At 67.1% G+C, this 19858-nt stretch carries 16 protein-coding genes and 1 pseudogene; 9 read left to right on the top strand and 8 right to left on the bottom strand.

Annotated features, from left to right (window positions below; translation table 11 throughout):
* Window positions 1-4 precede the first annotated feature (4 nt).
* The gene (locus tag ACIBG5_RS42055) at window positions 5-1252 is read left to right on the top strand and encodes an MGH1-like glycoside hydrolase domain-containing protein (RefSeq protein WP_396397704.1); all 1248 of its coding nucleotides are present in this window, start codon (window positions 5-7) and stop codon (window positions 1250-1252) included.
* Window positions 1253-1601: 349 nt separating this feature from the next.
* Here ACIBG5_RS42055 and ACIBG5_RS42050 read toward each other — a convergent pair whose 3' ends face one another.
* The 3 genes from ACIBG5_RS42050 to ACIBG5_RS42040 form a co-directional block, all read right to left on the bottom strand.
* Entirely contained in the window at window positions 1602-2843 is a 1242-nt protein-coding gene (locus ACIBG5_RS42050) for a serine hydrolase domain-containing protein (protein ID WP_396397703.1), read from the bottom strand.
* A 441-nt stretch (window positions 2844-3284) separates the two neighbouring features.
* Window positions 3285-3575 (bottom strand): winged helix-turn-helix domain-containing protein, encoded by a 291-nt coding sequence (locus tag ACIBG5_RS42045; RefSeq protein WP_396397702.1) that lies wholly within the window; start codon window positions 3573-3575, stop codon window positions 3285-3287.
* A gap of 128 nt (window positions 3576-3703) precedes the next feature.
* Window positions 3704-4990, bottom strand: coding sequence for a DUF1479 domain-containing protein (locus ACIBG5_RS42040; protein ID WP_396397701.1), 1287 nt, complete (start codon window positions 4988-4990; stop codon window positions 3704-3706).
* 90 nt (window positions 4991-5080) lie between these two features.
* Here ACIBG5_RS42040 and ACIBG5_RS42035 point away from each other — a divergent pair, with 90 nt between their 5' ends.
* Together ACIBG5_RS42035 and ACIBG5_RS42030 are read left to right on the top strand one after the other, a co-directional pair.
* A complete protein-coding gene (locus ACIBG5_RS42035; protein ID WP_396397700.1) occupies window positions 5081-6217 on the top strand; it encodes an ROK family transcriptional regulator in 1137 nt (378 codons plus the stop codon).
* Window positions 6218-6294: 77 nt separating this feature from the next.
* Window positions 6295-6363, top strand: a pseudogene (locus ACIBG5_RS42030) (hypothetical protein); the annotation flags it as partial.
* A 118-nt stretch (window positions 6364-6481) separates the two neighbouring features.
* Here the strand turns inward: ACIBG5_RS42030 and ACIBG5_RS42025 are convergent.
* Together ACIBG5_RS42025 and ACIBG5_RS42020 are read right to left on the bottom strand one after the other, a co-directional pair.
* Window positions 6482-8080 carry a beta-N-acetylhexosaminidase gene (locus ACIBG5_RS42025; RefSeq protein ID WP_396397699.1) on the bottom strand — a complete coding sequence of 533 codons (1599 nt, stop codon included), beginning with the start codon at window positions 8078-8080 and terminating at the stop codon, window positions 6482-6484.
* Window positions 8081-8647: 567 nt separating this feature from the next.
* Window positions 8648-9829 carry a LacI family DNA-binding transcriptional regulator gene (locus ACIBG5_RS42020; protein WP_396397698.1) on the bottom strand — a complete coding sequence of 394 codons (1182 nt, stop codon included), beginning with the start codon at window positions 9827-9829 and terminating at the stop codon, window positions 8648-8650.
* A 135-nt stretch (window positions 9830-9964) separates the two neighbouring features.
* Between ACIBG5_RS42020 and ACIBG5_RS42015 the strand changes: the two genes are divergently transcribed.
* From ACIBG5_RS42015 to ACIBG5_RS41990, 6 genes are all read left to right on the top strand, one after another.
* Window positions 9965-11272 (top strand): extracellular solute-binding protein, encoded by a 1308-nt coding sequence (locus ACIBG5_RS42015; RefSeq protein ID WP_396397697.1) that lies wholly within the window; start codon window positions 9965-9967, stop codon window positions 11270-11272.
* 7 nt (window positions 11273-11279) lie between these two features.
* Window positions 11280-12194: a carbohydrate ABC transporter permease gene (locus ACIBG5_RS42010; RefSeq protein ID WP_396397696.1), complete on the top strand. Its 915-nt coding sequence runs from the start codon at window positions 11280-11282 to the stop codon at window positions 12192-12194.
* Entirely contained in the window at window positions 12194-13084 is an 891-nt protein-coding gene (locus ACIBG5_RS42005) for a carbohydrate ABC transporter permease (RefSeq protein WP_396397695.1), read from the top strand. Before ACIBG5_RS42010 ends, ACIBG5_RS42005 begins: the two co-directional genes overlap by 1 nt.
* Window positions 13081-14466 (top strand): cellulase family glycosylhydrolase, encoded by a 1386-nt coding sequence (locus ACIBG5_RS42000; protein WP_396397694.1) that lies wholly within the window; start codon window positions 13081-13083, stop codon window positions 14464-14466. The genes ACIBG5_RS42005 and ACIBG5_RS42000 overlap by 4 nt, the downstream gene beginning before the upstream one ends.
* 69 nt (window positions 14467-14535) lie before the next feature.
* The gene (locus ACIBG5_RS41995; protein ID WP_396397693.1) at window positions 14536-16641 is read left to right on the top strand and encodes a hypothetical protein; all 2106 of its coding nucleotides are present in this window, start codon (window positions 14536-14538) and stop codon (window positions 16639-16641) included.
* Window positions 16642-16726: 85 nt separating this feature from the next.
* On the top strand, window positions 16727-17509 hold the full coding sequence (locus tag ACIBG5_RS41990; RefSeq protein WP_396397692.1) for a FadR/GntR family transcriptional regulator: 783 nt from the start codon (window positions 16727-16729) through the stop codon (window positions 17507-17509).
* Here ACIBG5_RS41990 and ACIBG5_RS41985 read toward each other — a convergent pair.
* From ACIBG5_RS41985 to ACIBG5_RS41975, 3 genes are read right to left on the bottom strand one after another with little or no spacing between them, the layout of a single operon-like run.
* Window positions 17494-18330, bottom strand: coding sequence for an amidohydrolase family protein (locus ACIBG5_RS41985; RefSeq protein ID WP_396397691.1), 837 nt, complete (start codon window positions 18328-18330; stop codon window positions 17494-17496). The two genes, ACIBG5_RS41990 and ACIBG5_RS41985, sit on opposite strands and share 16 nt — an antisense overlap.
* The gene (locus tag ACIBG5_RS41980; RefSeq protein ID WP_396397690.1) at window positions 18327-18665 is read right to left on the bottom strand and encodes an L-rhamnose mutarotase; all 339 of its coding nucleotides are present in this window, start codon (window positions 18663-18665) and stop codon (window positions 18327-18329) included. Before ACIBG5_RS41980 ends, ACIBG5_RS41985 begins: the two co-directional genes overlap by 4 nt.
* A complete protein-coding gene (locus ACIBG5_RS41975; protein WP_396397689.1) occupies window positions 18662-19843 on the bottom strand; it encodes a mandelate racemase/muconate lactonizing enzyme family protein in 1182 nt (393 codons plus the stop codon). Before ACIBG5_RS41975 ends, ACIBG5_RS41980 begins: the two co-directional genes overlap by 4 nt.
* Between the last annotated feature and the right edge of the window lie 15 nt (window positions 19844-19858).

Genomic DNA, 19858 nt, shown 5'->3' with positions numbered 1-19858 from the left:
TCCGATGAGAGACGACGCGGTGCATGTCCTGGAGCAGAACTGGACCGGGCAGTCGACGGTCCCATCACGCTCGCTCTATCCGCACCAGTGGAGCTGGGATTCGGCGTTCATCGCGATCGGGCTGCGGCACGTGTCCGTCGGCCGCGCCCGGACCGAGCTGGAGTCGCTGCTGCGGGCCCAATGGCCCGACGGCCGGATCCCGCACATCGCGTTCGCGCCAAGTGTCCCCCGCGACGCCTACTTCCCGGGCCCGGACTTCTGGCGGGCGCGACTGGCCAACGGCACCGAGACCTCGGGCATCGTCCAGCCGCCGATCCACGCCCTGGCCGCCTGGCTCACGCACCAGTCCGACCCTGCGGATTCAGGATTTCTGCAGCGGGTCTACCCGGGCCTGGTCGCCTGGCACGACTACCTGCGCGACCGCCGTACCCTCGGCCCGGGCGGACTCGTCGCGATCGTCCACCCGTGGGAGTCCGGGATGGACAACAGCCCTGCCTGGGACTCGCCGCTCGCGCGGGTCACGCCCGCGCCCGCGGGGTCGTTCACCCGGCGCGACACCGACCACGCCGCCGATGCCGACCGCCCCACCGACCTCGACTACGGGCGCTACGTCCAGCTCGCCGCGACGTACCGCGACCACGGGTACGACGACCGGGAGACACCCCACGCCTTCGCTGTCGAAGACCCCTGCTTCAACGCGCTGCTGATCTGCTCCGAACATGCACTCGCCGACATCGCCGCGACGCTCGGCCACGACCCGGCACCTCATCGTCAGTACGCCGCCGAGCTCACCGACGCTCTGGTCGAGCGGCTGTTCACGGCGGGAATGTTCCGGCCCCGCGACCTGGTCTCGGGCGATCTCGTCGCGTCCGACACCGTGGCCGGCCTGATCCCACTCATGGTCCCCGGACTGCCCGTCGCCGACGCCCTCCTCGCGACCGCACGCGGCCCACGCTTCCGGCTCGGTCAGGTGCGGCTCGTACCCAGCTACGCCCTGACCGCCGACGACTTCGACCCCGGCCGCTACTGGCGAGGACCCAGCTGGTTCAACACGGCCTGGCTGATCCACCGCGGTCTGGTCCAACTGGGTCAAACCGAGTCCGCCGCGGCGCTCCGAACCGACCTGGTTGCCCTCGCCGACGCGACCACCTTCGCCGAGTACGTCGACCCCTTCACAGGCGAACCGCACGGCGCCCGCTCCTTCAGCTGGACCGCCGCCCTCGCACTCGACCTCGCGACCCCAGTCACGTGAGCACCTTGGCCACCTTGGGAAGCACCTGATCGACCGGGCCCCTCATTCCGCATTCCTCCGCCAACCAGCCCCGCCTGTTCGGCCCGACCGGCGGCCGGTCAGCATCACCTTCGTCGCGTCGTGTCTTCCACCGCCGCTTGGACCGGGCTGCGGAATTCGCAGCACTACGGTGGTACGTCTGCAATTCGCGCAAGACCCAGCGACCACTTTGCCCGTTGACGGCGCCTCTCTCAGAGGACGTACGTCGTTCGACCGCCACGAGGCATTTGCCTCGGCCAACATTGGAATACCTTCTGGGGTCAGGGCCGTAGGAGGTGCGGCCGCGCACCTCCTACGGTCTTCGACTCCCTCAGCCGAGGCAGGCCTTGACCGCGTCGGCCAGGCTCGATGCCCGCGGTTCGCCGATCCGGAACGACCAGAGATTCATCACGTAACCGAAGCCGACACCGGTATCGGGGTCGGCAAAGCCGATCGAGCCGCCGGAGCCCGGGTGGCCGAACGACCTCGGCCCGAGCATCGGCTGCGGCGGGCAGGACCGCCAGAACCCGAGCGACATGTAGAAGGAGCGGTCGGCCGGGATGTCCAGCCCCGGTGGCAGCCCATGCATCCGGGTTTTGTCGGTCTGCACCTCGATCGCCCGCTCGACCGTGGCCGGCTCCAGCAGCCGTACGCCGTCGACGTCGCTCACCGTGGCGGCATACATCCGGGCCACCGAACGCGCGTCAGCGACCATGTTCGCGGCCGGAACCTCCGCGGCACGCCAGGCACGCTTGGTGAAGTAGTCCGAGGTCGGGTCGAAGGCGCCGCCGAGCACACCGGCGCCGGCCTGGACCGAGCCCTCGCCCCACACCGAGGTCATCCAGGCGTTGACCGTGTCCGCGTCCAGCCCGGTGGTCTCGATGATCCCCTCGGTCATCTCCTCCAAGGTGAACGGAGCGGCGTACTCGATCCGCGCCACCTTCTCCTCCTGCTCCTCGGGCAACCCGATCCAGGCATGCAGACCGAGCGGACCAGCCACCTCGTCGGCGAAGAACGTACCGAGCGACTTGCCCGAGATCCGGCGCACCACCTCACCGACCAGATAACCGAACGTCATCGCGTGGTAGACGTGCTCCGTTCCTGGCCGCCACAGCGGCTTCTGCGCCTCGAGCGCCCGGATCACCGGGTCCCAGGCGTACGCCTCCTCGAGCGTCAACGGCCCATCGACGATCGGCAGACCGACCTGATGCGACAACAGCCAGCGCACCGGGATCTGATCCTTGCCGCCAGCACCGAACTCCGGCCAGTACTTGACCACCGGGGCGTCCAGATCCAGCTCACCGCGCTGCGCCAGCATGTGCGCACAGATCGCGGTGGCACCCTTCGTCGTGGATGCGACTTGGGCGATGGTGTCCTCGTTCCACGGCCGCTTGGCTTCGCTGTCGGCGAAGCCGCCCCACAGGTCCACGACCGGGCGACCCCCCGCGTAGACACAACACGACGCACCCGCCTCGCCGGGGCTTCCCTCGAAGTTCGCGCGGAACGCATCCGCGACCTTGCCCCAGCCGTCCTCAACGTGTCCTTGCACGGCTGCACCGCTCGTCGTGTTCATCGTGCAGTTACTCCCTTTCAAGGATTCTTCGCAGTCGCAGCGTCTCTGTCGCGACTGAGGTGTCCGGCTTGATGATCGCTGAACTGCTCGTGGCGACGACTGTGGCCGACCGCGCTGACACGGAACAGTCACTGCACTGACACGGTGGTGTCCCGGGTGTGGACTCAGACAGTCACGGCGGATGACGATGTTCGCTCCGTTCGGGCGGCCGTCTGCGAAGGGCGGGCCGCAGCGATGCGCCTGTACGGCGTCTCCGAGGAGATCCTCACCGGCAGCGGGCAGGTGCTCACCGGCCGGTTCAACCACCCGCCCGTCGGGGTCCTGTTCGACCGGACCTGCCGGGAGCATCACCCACCGGCTGAGAAGCCAACGCGACACCGGCGTGGGAGCAGTTCACAGTCCGCGGCGAACTCCGGACGTCAGCTCATGAACGCGTTGGGGTCATGGCTGGGGCTCGTCCCGGCAGGCGGTAGCCGACGGAAGGGTCTGTTTGGAGAAAATGACCCTGCTCGTCGTGGAGCTTCTTAGGATGCGGTAGGCGTAGACCTTCAGGTAGTGGGATTGCTTGGCGTACGCCGGTCCCCACACGTGCTCGAGGATCATCCGCCGGGTACACACCTTGCCGACGTACAGGGCCAGGAACGCGAGGAACTCGAACTCCCGCGGCGTCAGGTCGACCGGGCTCCCGTTGTACGAGGCCTCGTAGTGCTGCAGGTAGCCGTTCTTCGGCAAGGTCGGCTCCTTGTCATTTTTCTGTCACGACAGCACGGTCCTGGAGTCGCCATCAGCACCGAACGGACCTTGGTCGTGAGTGATGGATGGGGAAGGTGCCCCGCGCTCTCCCACAGTCCGCCAGCACGTCAGGTCAGGCCGAGGCCACGGCGGCCGGTGGGGTTGATGTTGTCGACCTGGAAGCGGTTGGGCCAGGTGCGTTCGTAGTGTTCGGCGGGGAAGTCGCTGGGGCTGGAACCGGTGAGGAAGGCGTTGCGGACTTCGGTGGCGTAGCTCTGGTTGCGGGAGCACCAGGGGGCGGCGGGGATGTAGATGACGTTGCCCCAGCCTTGCTGGTTGGTGACGGGGGCGACGCTGTGGATCATGTCGCAGTGCCACCAGACGGAGTCGCCGGCTTTGACGTCGGGAATACCAGTGAGGGCCTCCAGTAACAAGGGGTGCCATCTCTCGCTGACGGGGAAGACCTGGTTGACGGTGACGCCGCACAAGTCGTCCTCCGGTACGTCGGGCAGTAGCGGCCGGAGCATCAGGTAGGCCATCGCCTTGGCGATCGGCACGGTGTGCAGGACGCCTTGGTCGTGGTCCATATCGGACAAGGCGGTCCAGCCCTGGAAGGTGCGGAACGCCGAGCACATCGTCGTACCGGGGTACTGCCGGCCGGAGGTGCGGTGTGCGGCCTGCCACGGGTCGTACCGCTCGACGCTGCCGTCGAAGAGGTGCGCGAACGCCTTCTGGTTGAACTCTGTCATCCACAGATCCAGCGTGCCGGGGTCGAGGTGCGCGCCCAGACCGCCGGAGTTCGTGCCTGGTGGACGGCGCCGGATCCGGTCCGGGTACAGCGAGTCCTGGTCCGGGTCGAACCACTGGACGCCGTCAGAGCTGTACTCCCACTGATGATTCAGAAACGCCTGTACATGCGCCATCCGGTCACTCTGCCGGGCTTCCATCTGAGCTGGTGACCAATAGATCGGGTAGATCTCGGGCTTGGAGCCGACGCTGCCGAAGAAGTCGTCCCCGGGGCCGCGGTAGTTGGTGAAGAAGTCGTTGCTGTCGACGTACTCGACGACATCACGGTCCCACGCCAGCGCCTGATCCCGCTCGAAGTGCCCGCGGACGACCAGGCAACCCCGCCGACGCAGCAGGGCCAGCTGTTCTGCCGAGACCGTGCCCGCGGCGATGTCCGCATAGTCGATGACAGGCCAGACCGGTACGCCGTTCCCCCGCGCTGTCTTGATTTCCTCGACCTCCGCACGGACGCCATCTTCGATGACAGCGAAGACCTCCTCGACCGTGCGTCCGGACGCTGCGATGCGGGCGCGCAGGGCGGCCTTGATCTCCTTGATCGCCGCCGGCAGGTCGGCCGGTGTCCGATCCCAATGCGGCAGGTCAGGCAATGTGGCGGGATCTGCTGACATGGCGGCTCCTTCTAGTCACGACCCATTACTTGAATGCAACTTTAGTGCGCCTGCGGCTTTCTAGCCAAGACTCCTGTCTAGAATGATCGGGTGAATCCTGCCAAACCGTCACTCGAACTGCTGCGCAGCCTGACCGACGAGCATGTGCTCACGGCCTTGATGCGGCACCGGCGCATGACACGGGCGGAGCTCGCCATCGAGACCGGACTCTCGAAGCCGACGATGGGTGAGAGCGTGCGCCGGCTCACAGACGCGGGCGTCGTGGCCGACACCGGCGAGCGCAGTGTGGGCGGGCGCGGGCGCGGCCGGGTCGCGTCGTACTACGCGCTCGCTGATGACGTCGGCGTGGCGTTGGCGGTCAGCATCGCCCCCGAAGGCATCGTCGCCGAATGCGTGGACGCGTACGGCGACAACCTTGCGCGGGCCGAGCAGAAGATCGACAGACCGGCGCAACCGGACGCCGTTGCAGTGGCTGTGAACGCGGCTGTGAAGCGGGCGGGCCGGCAGGCTGCACGGCCTGCTCGGCTCGCGGTTGTCAGCGCCGCAGGACCGGTCGAGCGCGCCACCGCTCGGCTGATCAAGGTCCCCGACCAGCACTTCCCGCTCGGCGAACTCAACCCGGCCGACCTGCTGGCGTCACAGGTGAGCGGACCAATTGTCGTCGACAACGACGTGAACTGGGCCGCCCAGGCCGAACGCGACCACCACCACGACCTACGCGACTTCGCCTACGTCTTCCTCGGTGAGGGACTTGGATGTGCCGTCGTCAGCGACGGGCAGATCCGGCAAGGGTACGCCGGCACGGCGGGCGAGATCTCTCACCTGATCACCATCGGCCCCGACGGTCGCGCCACCCGCCTCATCGACATCTTCGGTGACCTCGGCCTACGCCAAACCGACTCCACTGCGATCGACGTCGACCGCCTCCTGACCGAAGCCACCGATGAACAGGCCGGTGCTGTAGTGCGCCAGGCTCTGGGGCAAGCGATGAGCGGGGTCCTTGCGGCCATCGTCGCGTTGACCGATCCCGAAACCGTCATCATCGGCGGTCCGTGGGGAAGCCATCCCGTCATCCTTGACGCCATCACCGCCGCGGCTACCCATCTCCCCCGCCCAGTTCCGATACGGGCCGCTGAACTCACCACTGAAGCATCGCTCGTCGGTGCTCGCATCGACGCCCTCGCCCGCTTACGCAAATCCATTATCACAACAGCCCACGAGTTCTAGTCGCAGCACAACTCAAGTGCTCGATCGGTCCAGCACTTAGGTTTGCGTCGACGTTCCAGGTCGTTGGCGACGGCAAGGTGTTGTTCGACAGCGGGGTCGTCGACCGCTTCGCCCCGGAACAGGTCGATGCGGACCTGGCCGGCGGACGCGTTCTGGACCTGGTCGTGGGCGACGGCGGGTACAACGACCGCGCCGAATGTGCGGCACCGGCCGCTGCTGAAGTCACACTGCGGGGGCAGACCGGTCATCGGTCTGCGCCTCCGGCTAGGCCCAGTCGATCTCTGACGACTGGAACCAGGTCCAATCGCGGTGGCGCCAAGTGGTGGAGTGCGGGGCCAGGCGGCTGGCGTAGTCGGGCCAGTCGGTGGGGGTGCGGGACCAGCCCTTTTCGGAGGCGCCGGGGAGGCGGGGCAGGAGCATGAACTCCAGCTCCTCCGGGGTAGTGATGGTTTCGCACCAGATGGCTGCTTCCACACCGACGATCTGGGCGTCGCTGTCGACTCCGGGTGTGATGCCGGTGGGGTTCCAGTCGATGCCGTCGCGGACCGAGATCGGGGTGTAGAACGGCAGACCCACGCGTTTGCGGAGTTCCTCTTGGGCGGGATCCGATGATTCGGCGGCGTGTGGGGAGTCGAAGTACAGGCGGCTCACCGGCGAGAGGAGCAGGCGGGATCCGTGGGCGAGGGCGCGCGGGACGTCCTGCTCGGCCTTCTTCATGTGCTCGACCAGGACCGGCAACAGATCCGGCGGCAGCGTCGAGCTCACGGCGTCATCGTCCATCGAGTCGAGCTGGCGCGGCTCCAGCCAGTACTGCACCACGTCGTCGGAACTGATCGACGCCCGGGCGATCTCCTGCCAGCCGACCACCCGCTTCCCGCGAGCGCGAACGAGCGCGGCGGTCCGCTCCACGAACGCCGCGTGTGCCTCGTCCGCCATGCCCCACGCCTCGTCCCCACCGATGTGCACATACGCGCTCTGCGGGAACTGCGGAATGACCCCATCCAGCACGTCCTCGACGAACGACCAGATCTCCGGCCGCTCCGGATCGAGGGTGTTGAGCGGGATGCTGGTTCCGTTGCCGAGATCGACCGACCGCAGCTCGGCCGGCGCGAGTTCGGGGTACGCGCTGAACACCGCGGTGGTGTGCCCGGGCATATCGATCTCAGGAACCACCGTCACGAACCGCTCGGCGGCGTACGCAACCAGCTCCGCCAGCTCGTCCTGGGTGTAGTAGCCACCCGGGCGGTCGCCGATCGCGCCCTTCGCGCCGACATCGGTCAGCATCGGTCGTGACGGCACCTCGACCCGCCACCCCTGGTCATCGGTGAGGTGCAGGTGCAGCACGTTGAGCTTGTACAGCGAAAGCATGTCGATGACCCGGCGGACCACGTCGGGTGCGTGGAACGTGCGTACGACGTCCATCGACAACCCTCGCCACGCGAACCGGGGCCCGTCGACGACGCGGGCGGTCGGCAACGCCGCGAGACCGTCCTGTGCGTGGGCCGCGATGAGCTGCCGGAGCGAAGTGAGCCCGCGATGCACCGCCTCCGCCGTCGGACCCCAGACGCGCACGCCCTCGCCGGTGATCTCGAGTCGGTATCGTTCGTCGGCGTTCGCATTGTCGGCCCGCAGACCCGCGGCGGGGGCGACCTCGTCGAGACCGGTCGAGTCGATCAGCACCGTGATACCGGTTGCTTCGCGGGAGAGTACGACGTCAGAGTCGAGCCGAACGTCCTCAATGAAGCGCGCGGCGGGGCCGGCGAGCTCAGGTGACTGAACGACGACGCCGACCGTGCCGCCGACGACGAAGGTCTCGTCGGCCGTGGCTGTCGTGGCGGGTGCGGGGATGAGCGGCAGGTTCATGAGGCTCCCGACAGACGTGGGCCGGCTGGCATTGTGGGCAGCGTACTTCCCGGCGCCGGCGGCTTCTCTCCGCCTCTGCCAATTCGCCGTTTGATGGTGACATCGCGTTCAGCGTAAGGCCGCAGCCACACCGCCTTGGGTTACCCGGCTGGACAAGAAGTCGATCGCTCTTGCGAGCGCGCCCGACCGGTGATGCATCGAGTTCGGTCTCGCGATCAAACAGTGTCCACCGTCTGGGATTGTGACCGCTCCAGCGCCGGCATCACCGTGCACAGATCGCAGACTGACGTCGAACACGTCGAGGTCGAACCCACGCCCCTTTACGCCGCCGAGGCCGACGCCGTGGCCGACCACCTCGCCGAACGCCAAGCGCCACAGATGAATTGGGACGACACCTCGGCACGATGGCGACACTTGACCAATGGCGCCAGGCGATCGGCCTCACCTATCCAGCGGAACGACGGATGCCGCCACGACGACCCGCGGCGGTTCACCTCGTCAACGTCTCTCACCTGCTCTCTGGCACCGCGCCCCGAGTCCTCCGCCCGAGTACTGCGCCTGACACGGTCATAACCGTCGAGGGGGCGCTGTGCTCTCCCGGACGGTGAGCGACGTGGCCAGCTCGATGCGGCGGGCTTCGCCGGCGTCGCTGCCACCATCGATGATCACCTGCACCGCCATCCGCGCCATGTCCACCAGCCGTTGCTGCACGGTTGTCAGGGGCGGCGTCACCCAGTCGCAGGCGGCCAGATCGTCGAACCCTACGACGCTGATGTCGTCGGGGATGCGCACGCCGCGCGACTGGAGGGCCTTGTAGGCGCCGAAGGCTTGCAGGTCCGTTCCGGCGAAGATTGCGGTGGGCGGCTCGGGCAGGTCCAGCAACTCGAGCGCCGCTGCCCGGCCACTCGGCGGAAAGTGGTCGCCGAAGCGCAAGAGCTCGGGATCAGGGGTGATCCCCGCGCGTTCCAGCGCAGCGCGATAGCCACCAAGCCGGGCCTGGGTGCACAGCAGGTTCGGCAATCCGGCGATCATCGCGATCCGCCGATGTCCCAGCTCGACCAGGTGCTCGGTCGCGGCCAGGCCGCCGGCCCAGTTGGTCGACCCGATCGAGGCGATGTCCGGGTCCGGATCGCCGATCGGATCGATCAGCACCAGCGGAACACCCAAGGCGTCCAGCCGCTCGCGCTCGGCGCTCCCCAGGTCGGAGACCGCCAGCAGGACGCCGTCCGAGTGCCGCCCGGCAAGGTTGTCCAGCCAACGCTGAGCATCGGCTTGAGCGCTGTGCACCGCAGAGACCACCAGGCCGATGCCGGCTTCCCGGCAGGCATCCTCCGCACCCCGGATGATCTCGACCGACCACGGCGTCGCCAGCTCCTTGATCACCAGGTCGACCAGTCCGGCCCGAGGCTGCTTCCCGCTGGGCCGCCGCTGGTAGTTGTGCGACCGGAGCACCTCGCGAACCCGCTCGCGGGTCTCCGGGGCCACCTCCGAGCGGCCGTTCAGAACTTTCGACACGGTCGGGGCCGAGACGCCGGCGGCTCGGGCGATGTCGGCGATCTTCACGCGGTCCGCCTTGGCCACTGTGACTCCCAACAGAAATTTTCGGACCCCTCCCCGACATTTTACACGCGCCAGCCGCGACTGGATTTCCGTCGCGGAGCGTGCCTTGGTGCGGCCGAGATCTTGACGTGGATCGAACCGGACCTTAGCGTTCGAGTCGAAAGATTCTGAAACTTTCATGATCATCATTTCACGCGGCTCCGCGGGCCCATCCTCCGTCCGCGCCCCCGCCACACAGGCGCACCACCGATGTCCGCCTGCCCGCCGTCAGCAGTTCTCCCGTTGGCCGTGCCGCAGCGCGGTGCGCAGTTGGAGAGGGTTGTCATGAATCGTTCGTTTCGCCGCCGGTCCGCGGTGGCATCCATCGTCACCGCCCTTGCCGTCGTCGCCGGCTGTGGCTCGTCCGGACCAGGATCGAGCGGTGGCACTGACACCGCCACCGCGTGGATCCTGACCGGTCCGACCGAGGCCACCTTCAGGTCGTCGTTCGACGCCTGGAACAAGGCCCACCCGGATGAGCAGATCAAGGTGCAGTCCTTCGAGAACGACGCCTACAAGCAGAAGGTCCGCAGCGCCGTCGGCGCCGGGCAGGCACCGACCCTGATCTTCGGCTGGGCCGGAGGTGTCCTGAAGTCGTACGTCGACGCGGGCGCCGTCGACGACCTGACCGGTGCCGTCGGCCCGGACACCACGGGACATTTCCTCCCGTCGGTGACGAAGGTCGGCCAGATCGGCGACAAGCTCTACGCAGTACCGAACAACGGCGTCAAGCCGGCCGTCATCTACTACAACAAAGAGCTCTTCCAGCGGATCGGGGCCCAGCCGCCGGCCACCTGGGATCAGCTCCTGCAGCTTGTCCCACGGTTCCAAGCGGCCGGCATCGCCCCGATCACAGTCAGCGGGCAGGACAAATGGCCGTTGCTGATGTGGGAGGAGTATCTGGTCGACCGCATCGGTGGACCGGATGTCATGCGGCGAGTCCTCGCCAATACTCCGAACGCGTGGTCCGATCCGGCCTTCGTCCAGGCGAACACGATGATCCAGCAGCTGGTCGAGGCCGGCGGCTTCGTGAACGGCTTCTCGTCGATCTCCACCAAGACCGGAGCGGACGTCGCCCTGCTGTACACCGGCAAGGCAGCCATGAACCTGAACCTGCCCAGCGCCTACCAGACGATCCAGTCCGGCGATCCCGCGTTCCTGTCCGGCGGCAAGCTGGGATACCTCCCCTTCCCAGCAGTTGCCGGTGGCAAGGGCAACGCCAAGAACGTCGTCGGCAACCCGAGCAACTACTGGTCGGTGTCGGCCAAGGCCTCACAGCAGCAGAAAAAGATCGCACTCGACTATCTGCGCAGCGGCCTGACGACCGACGCCTACACGGACGCGCTCCTCAAGATCGGCCTCGTCCCGCCGACGACAGGGGTTCAGACCAAGCTCGCCTCCGCTTCTGACGCGCCGTACCTGACCACGATCTACGACTCCGCCCAGCAAGCCCCCAGCTTCCAGCTGTCCTGGGATCAGGCGTTGTCACCGGCGCAAGGCGACGCACTGCTGACGAACCTGCAGCAGGTGTTCCTCAAGCAGATCACGCCCGCGCAGTTCTCCGCCAACATGAACAAGACGCTGGGGTCGTGAGGACAGGGTGAACAACACCTCTCCCCGGACCGGCACCGGGGCGGCGCGGGGCTACCGCGCCGGCCCGAGTGCATGGTGGACCCTTCCTGCGCTCGCGTTCTTCGTGGTCTTCGCCCTGGTCCCCCTGGCCGGTGTCGCGGTGCTGAGCCAGATGGCATGGGACGGTCTCAGCGCTCCGCACTGGACCGGTCTGCGGAACTGGACCCGGGTGCTCGCTGATCCGGTCACCGGCCACGCGGCCCTGCTCAGCGTGAAGATCATCGTGCTGTCCTGGCTCGTCCAGACTCCGCTGAGCCTGCTTCTCGGCATCTTCACAGCGGGCCGGCAGCGCTATCGCAACGTCCTGGCAGTGCTGTACTTCGTACCGTTGCTGTTCTCGTCGGCAGCAGTGGCGATCGCCTTCAAGGCGATCCTCGACCCGAACTTCGGTATCAGCCGCGCGGTCAGCTGGCGCTTCCTGTCCCGGGACTGGCTCGGTGATCCGCAGCTGGTCCTGGCTGCGGTCGTCTTCGTGATCGCCTGGCAGTTCATCCCGTTCCACACGCTGCTGTACCAAGCCGGTGTCCGGCAGATCCCGGCGTCACTCTACGAGGCGTCGATGATCGACGGCGCGGGTCCTGTGCAGCAGTTCCGGTGGATCACGTTGCCGCAACTGAAGTACACGCTGGTGACGTCGTCGACGCTCATGGTGGTCGGTTCGCTGACCTACTTCGACGTGGTGTTCGTCCTCACCGGAGGCGGTCCGGGCTACAGCACCCGGCTGTTGCCGCTGGACATGTATCTGACCGGCTTCTCGGCCAACGACATGGGCGGAGCGAGCGTGCTCGCCGCGATCCTCGTGGTCGCCGGGCTGCTGCTGGCCGTCGGTTTCACGCGCTTGTCCGGGTTCAACCGGATGCAGAGCCAGCAGGAGGGATTGTGATGCTCGACCTGGAGACGCAACCATCGACGCCCGTCGACCTGCCCGTCGATTCCGGCCGCCCGGCCGCAGTACGCCGCTATCGCGGCAACGTACCGGGAGCGATCGGAGGACTTGTCTGGCTGGCGATCGTCATCGTCCCGATCTACTTCATCGTCGTGACGAGCTTCCGCAGGCAAGCCGGATTCTTCGCTGGCAATCCACTGGCCCTGCCGTCCGACCCGACTCTCGACAACTACGCGGCGGTGATCCAGCACGACTTCGTCCGGTACGTCGCGAACAGCGTGATCGTCACCGCGGCCGCGGTCGCGGTAACGCTGGCGGTATCGCTGCTGGCGGCGTACACCGTGGTCCGGGGCGCCGGCCGGACGGTCCGGTTCGTGTTCTCGGTCTTCCTGCTCGGGCTGGCCATCCCGCTGCACGCGACGATCATCCCGCTGTACTACCTGATCACCCGCCTGCGGCTCTACGACAGCCTGCTCGGGCTGATCCTGCCGTCGGTCGCGTTCGCGATCCCGGTCACCGTTCTGATCCTGGTCAACTTTCTCCGCGACGTACCGCAAGAACTGTTCGAGTCGATGCGGATGGACGGCGCCTCCGAATGGCAGACGCTCATTCGCCTCGCGCTGCCGCTGGTCCGGCCGGCCCTGGTCACGGTGGCCATCTACGACGGATTGACTGCCTGGAACGGCTTCCTCTTCCCGCTGATCCTGACGCAGAGCGAGTCCCGACGCGTACTCCCCTTGTCGCTGTGGGCCTTCCAGGGCGAGTTCACAGTGCAGATTCCGGGCGTGCTCGCCGCCGTGGTGCTCTCGACCTTGCCGATGGTCGTCCTGTACGTGCTCGGCCGGCGCTACCTCGTCACCGGCCTGACCGCAGGGTTCAGCCGATGAGCCCCGGCGACGAGGTCGCACTGACGGTGGCCGGCAGCGAGTTGGTGACACGGGCGGGGGAAGCAGTTCGGCTTCGCGGCGTGGGTCTGGGCGGATGGCTCAGTATGGAGAACTTCATCACCGGGTACCCCGCGACCGAAGAACTGCAGCGACGGGCCCTGCGCGAGGTGCTGGGCGAGAAGGTGTACGACGCCTTCTTCGACCGCTTCTACGAGACCTTCTTCGCCGACGCCGATGCGGCGTACCTGGCGTCACTGGGCCTCAACTGTGTGCGCGTGGCAATCAACTACCGGCACTTCGAGGACGACGATCGGCCCAGGCACCTCAAGGACGAAGGATTCCGGCTGCTCGACCGTGCCGTCGACATCTGCACGCGGCACGGGCTGTACGTCGTCATCGACCTGCACGCCGCACCTGGCTTCCAGAACCAGCGCTGGCACAGCGACAACCCGACCCATACCTCGTTGTTCTGGCGTCACCGCGACTTCCAGGACCGAGTGGTGCACTTGTGGGAAGCGTTGGCGGACAGGTACCGCGACAGCCCCTGGGTCGCCGGTTACAACCTGCTCAACGAACCGGCCGACCCGAGCGGCGAGGTCGTCGGCGCGTTCTACACGCGACTCCGTACGGCGATTCGCGCGATCGACCCGGAGACGGTGCTGTTCCTGGACGGAAACCGCCATGCGACCGAGTTCGGTCTGTTCGGTGAGCCATGGCCGAACACCGTGTACAGCGTGCACGACTATGCCCTGGCCGGCTTCGCCGACGCCGGCGACTACCCGGGGATCTCGCGCGGCCGCTACGTCGACCAGGACACGGTCGAGGCGAAGTTCCTGGAGCGCACGCAGTACATGCGTGAGACCGGAACACCGATCTGGGTCGGAGAGTTCGGCCCGGTCTACTCGGGTAACCAGGGGCGGGACGAGTCCCGGTACCGCCTGCTTCATGACCAACTGGCTGTCTACGATCGGTACGGCGCCGGCTGGAGTCTGTGGACGTACAAGGACATCGGGCTCCAGGGACTCGTGTACGCCGCGCCTGAATCGCCGTATCTGCGGCAGATCGCGCCGCTGCTGGCCAAGAAGGCACGACTCGGCGTCGACGCCTGGGGATCCGTGGACACCGATGTCCGGCACCTGCTCGACCCGATCGAGCAGACCTTCGACGAGGAGTTCCCGGACTTCGATCCGGTTCCGTTCGGCCGGCGCCAGTGGATCGCCACGCTGGTCCGGCACATCCTGCTCGCCGAACCGCTGGTCGACGAGTTCGCCCGCTCGTTCGCCGGCCTCGGAATCGAGCAGGTCCAAGAGCTCGCCGACTCGTTTCGGCTCGATCGCTGCCTGACCCGCGATCGGCTCGCCACCGCGGTACGGCTCCAATGAGCAGTCACGTGGTCCGAGCAGCACAGATTGACCCGTCCATACCAGCTTTGAGGGAAGGTTGAGGACCAGATGGACAGCACGTCTACCGAAAGCAGCGGGATCTCTCGCCGTACCGTGATCCAGGCCTCCATGGCAGCCGGTCTGCTGACCGGGCTGTCGGCCACCGCCGGCACCACCGCGTACGCGGCCGATCCGGCCATCAGCGCAGGCATCGACGCCACGAAGAAGTCCGCCCCGATCCTCCCGTACGTCTACGGCGCCTTCATCGAGCACATCGGCACGCTCGTCTACGACAGTCTCTGGTCGGAGGTGCTGGCCGACCGGAAGTTCTACCTCGCGGTCGACACGCAGAGTCCCAACACCAGGAAATGGCGGCCGGTTGGCCCGGCCGCCGATGTCACCATGGACACGAAGGATCCGTACGTCGGCGAGCAGTCGCCGAAGGTCGCGCTGAGCCGGTCCGAGACCCGGGGCATCAAGCAGACCGGACTGGGCCTCGCTGCCAAGGCCTACGTCGGCCGGGTGGTGATTGCAGGCGACCCGGGCACGCACGTCGTCGCCACGCTGTCGTGGGGCGACGGACCAGGACAGAGCCAGAGCGTGGCTGTCACGGTCAAGAAGGGCTGGGCAACGGTTCCGCTGCGGTTCGTCTGCCGCGCCGCGACGACGACCGGCAGCCTGGAGATCTCCGGCACCGGTACTGGCACGTTCCGCGTCGGCGCCGTGTCGCTGATGCCCGGCGACAACGTCAAAGGCTTCCGGAAGGACACCATCGACCTGCTCCGCGGTCTCGGCGGCTTCTGGCGGTTCCCTGGTGGAAACTTCGTCTCGGGCCACGACTGGCAGAACGCGATCGGTGACCCCGACCTGCGACCGACGACGTTCGACCCCGACCGCAACCAGGCGCAATCCAACGACGTGGGCACCGACGAGTTCCTGGCGATGTGCGACCTGCTCGACACCGAGCCGTACCCCTGCGTGAACACCGGCTTCGGGTCCGCGCGCGAGGCCGCGCTGATGGTCGAGTACGTCAACGGTGCCCCGGACACCCCGATGGGTGCACTGCGGTCCGCGAACGGTCACCACAAGCCGTACGGGGTCAAGTACTGGGCCGTCGGCAACGAGATGTTCGGCTTCTGGCAGCTCGGCTACATGACACCGGCCCACTACATGATCAAGCACAACCTGTTCGCCGACGCGATGCGGAAGGTCGACCCCTCGATCGCCATCGTCGCGGTCGGCGGCTTCCCGGCCAGCATGACGGTCCACCGGCTGCCCTTCTACATCGACCCGAGCAGCCGGCAGATCGTGCAACCCACGCCGGTGAAGGTCGAGTACGGCTCCCTGACCGACTGGAACCACCGGCTGCTGACGAGCAGCTCGGGCAAGTTCGACGTCATCTCCGAGCACTGCTACGGGACCACCCAGCGTTTCGACCTCGACCAGGGCAAGTACGTCGATGTGAGCCCGGCGGAGTCCATGGTGGACTCGTGCCGCCGGGGTGCCAACTACATCAAGTCCGTGCGCGAGAACTGGGAGCTCTACAAGCCCGACTTCCCGGAGCTCGAGCAGAACCAGATCAAGGTCAGCATCGACGAGTGGGGGTTCCAGAAGGCCTCCGGGATGAAGCAGCTGTTCGGCCTGGCGATGATGCTGCACGAGATGTTCCGGGCGAGCGACTTCATCACGATGGCGGCGTACACGATGGGGGTGTCATGGCTGTCGTACAACAAGACCGACTCGACCTACAGCGCTGCGGGTGTGCTGTTCAAGCTCTACCGGGAGAGGTTCGGCGTCACGCCGGTCGACATCACCGGTAGCTCGCCGCAGCCCGCGCCCAACTTCCCGCCGGGCGGCGACCAGCCGACCGTCAATGCCGGAAGTCCGACCTACCCGGTCGACATGATGGCGACGCTCTCGGCCGACGGCCGCACGTTGACCGTGGCAACCGTCAACGCGACCGCCGATGCCCAGGACATCGACCTCTCGTTCAACGGCTTCAACGCCCGCCCGAACGGCAAGCTGTGGCGGCTCACCGGCACCACCCTCGACGCAACCAACAGGGTCGGCCAGCCACCGCAGGTAACGGTCGCGGAGCTCGCCTTCGACACCCGCGCCAACGTCCTGTCCGCAGCGCCGTACAGCGTCGAGATCCGTTCCTTTACCCGAGCCTGACCCGAGCGGAACGAATCCCGCCCCTCCGTACGCGCGGCCGGCCGGCAACCGGCCGCGCGAGCGGGGCCTCGGTAAGATCATACGTATGGTGAAGGAGCCGGTTCCCGCGATGAAGTTCCTCCCGCGACGTCTGCCTGTGGGCCGGCTCGGGGTTTCGGTCGTTGCCGAGCTCGTGGATCTGATTGTGACGGGACGGCTGAAGGAGGGCGATCTGCTGCCTCCGGAAGCCCCACTGAGCGAACATTTCGGGGTGAGCCGGACGGTGTTGCGTGAGTCGGTGAAGCGGCTCGAGGAGAAGGGCCTGGTGACCGTCTCGCAAGGTCGGGGTACGCAGGTGCGCGCGCCGGGGTACTGGAACATGCTCGATCCGGTCGTGCTTTCGGCCCTGATCGACAACGACGAGAGTCTCGGCGTCCTCGACGAGCTGACGGTCGTGCGCGCAAGCCTCGAGTCGGCGATGGCAGGAGCGGTGGCCGGGTCCCACAACGCCGACGAGCTGAGACGCCTGGAGAACGCGTTGACGGCCATGCGGGAGAGCGAGTCGGAGACGGACTCGTTCCGGCAGGCGGATGTGATCTTCCATTACGCGGTCATGGAGATCTCTGGCAACCGCCTGGCGGAGAACATCGCCAAGCACATTTACAAACGAGCCGTGGAGTCCAGCCGATACCAGGGCATCAACCCGCCCGACGCGGTGGCCGTCACCCTGAAGGAGCACGAGGCGATCGTCAAGGCCATCGCGCGAAACGACGTGGCCGCCGCCCAGAAGGCGATGCATACTCACATCCACGGGTCGTGGGAGCGCCGACGGCTGTCCGACCACGCTCCCCGGCCGCGCGGCCGCAAGCGGAGTCAGAAGAGGTCGTAGACCTCGGCGGCGCTGCCACCGAGCACCCGCCGACGCTCAGCCTCGGACAGGTCCGTCAACAGGCTGTCCACGGCAGACTTCCAGACCGCCGCCCCTCCGCCGAGTTCGGCCAGCGGCCAGTCCGAGCCGTACAGGAGACGATCGGGTCCGAACGCCTCGAGGGCGATCGACACGCGGTCGGCCAGATCCTCCGCACGCCAGGATCCCGGTGCCAAGCCGGAAACGAGGCCCGACACCTTCGCGGCGACGTTCGGACGGCGAGCCAGTTCGCGCAGCCCAGCTGCCCAGTCGGTCGTGTCCTCCGCGAGGCCCGGCGGACCGCCCAGGTGGTCGAGCACGCAGCGCAGCCTCTCGTGACGACCACTCACGAGCGCCGCCTGAGGGAGCTGCCACTCGCGGACGACGAGGTCGAAGCACAGGCCCTCTCGATCGAGTGCGGCGAGGCCGAGGTCGACGTCCGCCCGCAACATCCACTCGGGATCGGGATCGATGTGTACCAGATGCCTCACACCGACTACGGGAACGGTCGCGTTGTCGCGGATCCGCTCGAGCTGGGGACCGACTTCCGCGGTGAGGTCGACCCACCCGACCACGCCCGCGACCACCGCCGGATCCAACTGAGCGAGCCGGATGCTCTCCGTCAAGCTGTTGCTCGACTGGACGACGACCGCACGCTCGAGTCCGGTCGAGGCGAGCATCGCTTCCAGGTCCGATGAGCCGAAGTCGCGGGCAATCGGGCCCATGGTCTGTGGATCGATCCAGTCCTGCGGGTCCAGAGCTCGATCCCACAGGTGCACATGGGCGTCGATGCCTACGGTCATCCGAGGTGCCACACTTCGTCCACGGGTTGCCACAACGCGCCGGGGTTCCGTTCCTCGGCAATCCTTACCTGGCACGGATCGGTGTGCGTCCACCACTCCTGCGAGATCGGGTCGTCCGCGATCCGTTGCATGTCAGTGTCGTGATCGTCGCCGACGTACTCGTAGTACGCGAACAAGATGTCGCCGAAAACGAAGATGCTGTAATTGCGAACATTGCACTCGACGAGCTTCTGCTCAACGCCCGGCCAGACGGCGCGGTGCAGCGCCAGGTACTCCTCGCGCTTCTCGGGATGCACACCGACTACGAAGGCCCGGCGCTCCGGCTCGCGCGTCACGAGACCGGCCTCAGCGGCACAGCAGGCACGTCGATCACGTCCGGCTCGGCCACCAGCCGCAGAGCGGCGCGCCCAGGGCGGATGTGCGGTCCTGTCGATGCGGGAGCGGTCGCCGCGGAGTTGCCCGGTGACAACTGGGATTCGTCCACCAGGATGCCGATGCCCGGGCGGTCGCCCAGGATGATCCCGCCGTCGTCGAACTCCTGGTCGACGTCCAGACCGACAGGGAAATGGAGATCCTGGACCTCGTAGGTCAGCAGGTTCGGTACGGCGGCGGCCGCGTGCGCGATCGGGTTCGCGTTGTACGCGACGGGGCTCACCGGCAGGTCGTGTCCATGCGCCAGCATCGCCACCCGGAGGAAGTGGGTGATCCCCCACACGTTGCCCACCTGGACGACGTCGACGGCCTTGGCGTCGAGCAGCGGGCGATACTGCTCGAGCCCGGTCAGGTTCTCGCCGCTGGCGATCGCGGCACGCACCTTTCCGCGCAACGCGGCCAGTCCGGCCGCATCCCAGCGGCGGAGCGGCTCCTCCACCCAGGTGAGGTCGAGCCGCTCCTCGATAGCGGCCACATACCGGGCGGCCTGTGCCTGGTTCCAGGACTCGTTGGCATCGAACATGAGCGCGGGCCGGCGGGAATTACAGCTCAGCACGTCACGGACGATCTCCAGCCGAGGCAGGTCACGATCCAGGTCGCGGCCGCCCTTGACCTTGCCCGCCTTGAACCCACGATCCGCGAACCGGCCGTAGAGTTCGGCGATCTCCTCGTTGGTCAGGCCGTACTCGAGGCCGGACGCGTAGCCGGGGACGAAGCGTTCACGCGCACCGAGAGTCCGCCAGAGCGGCTCGTCGGCCGCCTTGGCCTTGAGATCCCACAGCGCCATGTCGATGGCCCCGATGGTGCCGAACACAGGCCCGGCATGACCGGTCTTGAACACCCAGTCGAGCATCCGGTCGTACAGGGCCACGACCGATCGCGGGTCCTCGCCGTCGACGGCGGGGAAGACACGCTCGATGTCGGCGTGCGGGCCGACGCCGACTCCTTCGATGCCGGCGTCGGTCTCGATGATGAGGACGGGGACCGGCGTCGTGTCGCCGCTCTGTACGCCGTTGACGTCGCCGGTGACTCTCCCCCAGTCGTGAACAGTGCTCAGACTGCGATATCCAGTGATCTTCATAGGTAGTTCTCCTTG

The sequence above is a fragment of the Kribbella sp. NPDC050241 genome (assembly GCF_044459685.1).
Lineage (GTDB): Bacteria > Actinomycetota > Actinomycetes > Propionibacteriales > Kribbellaceae > Kribbella.
This window is presented reverse-complemented; position numbering and strand designations above follow the sequence as displayed.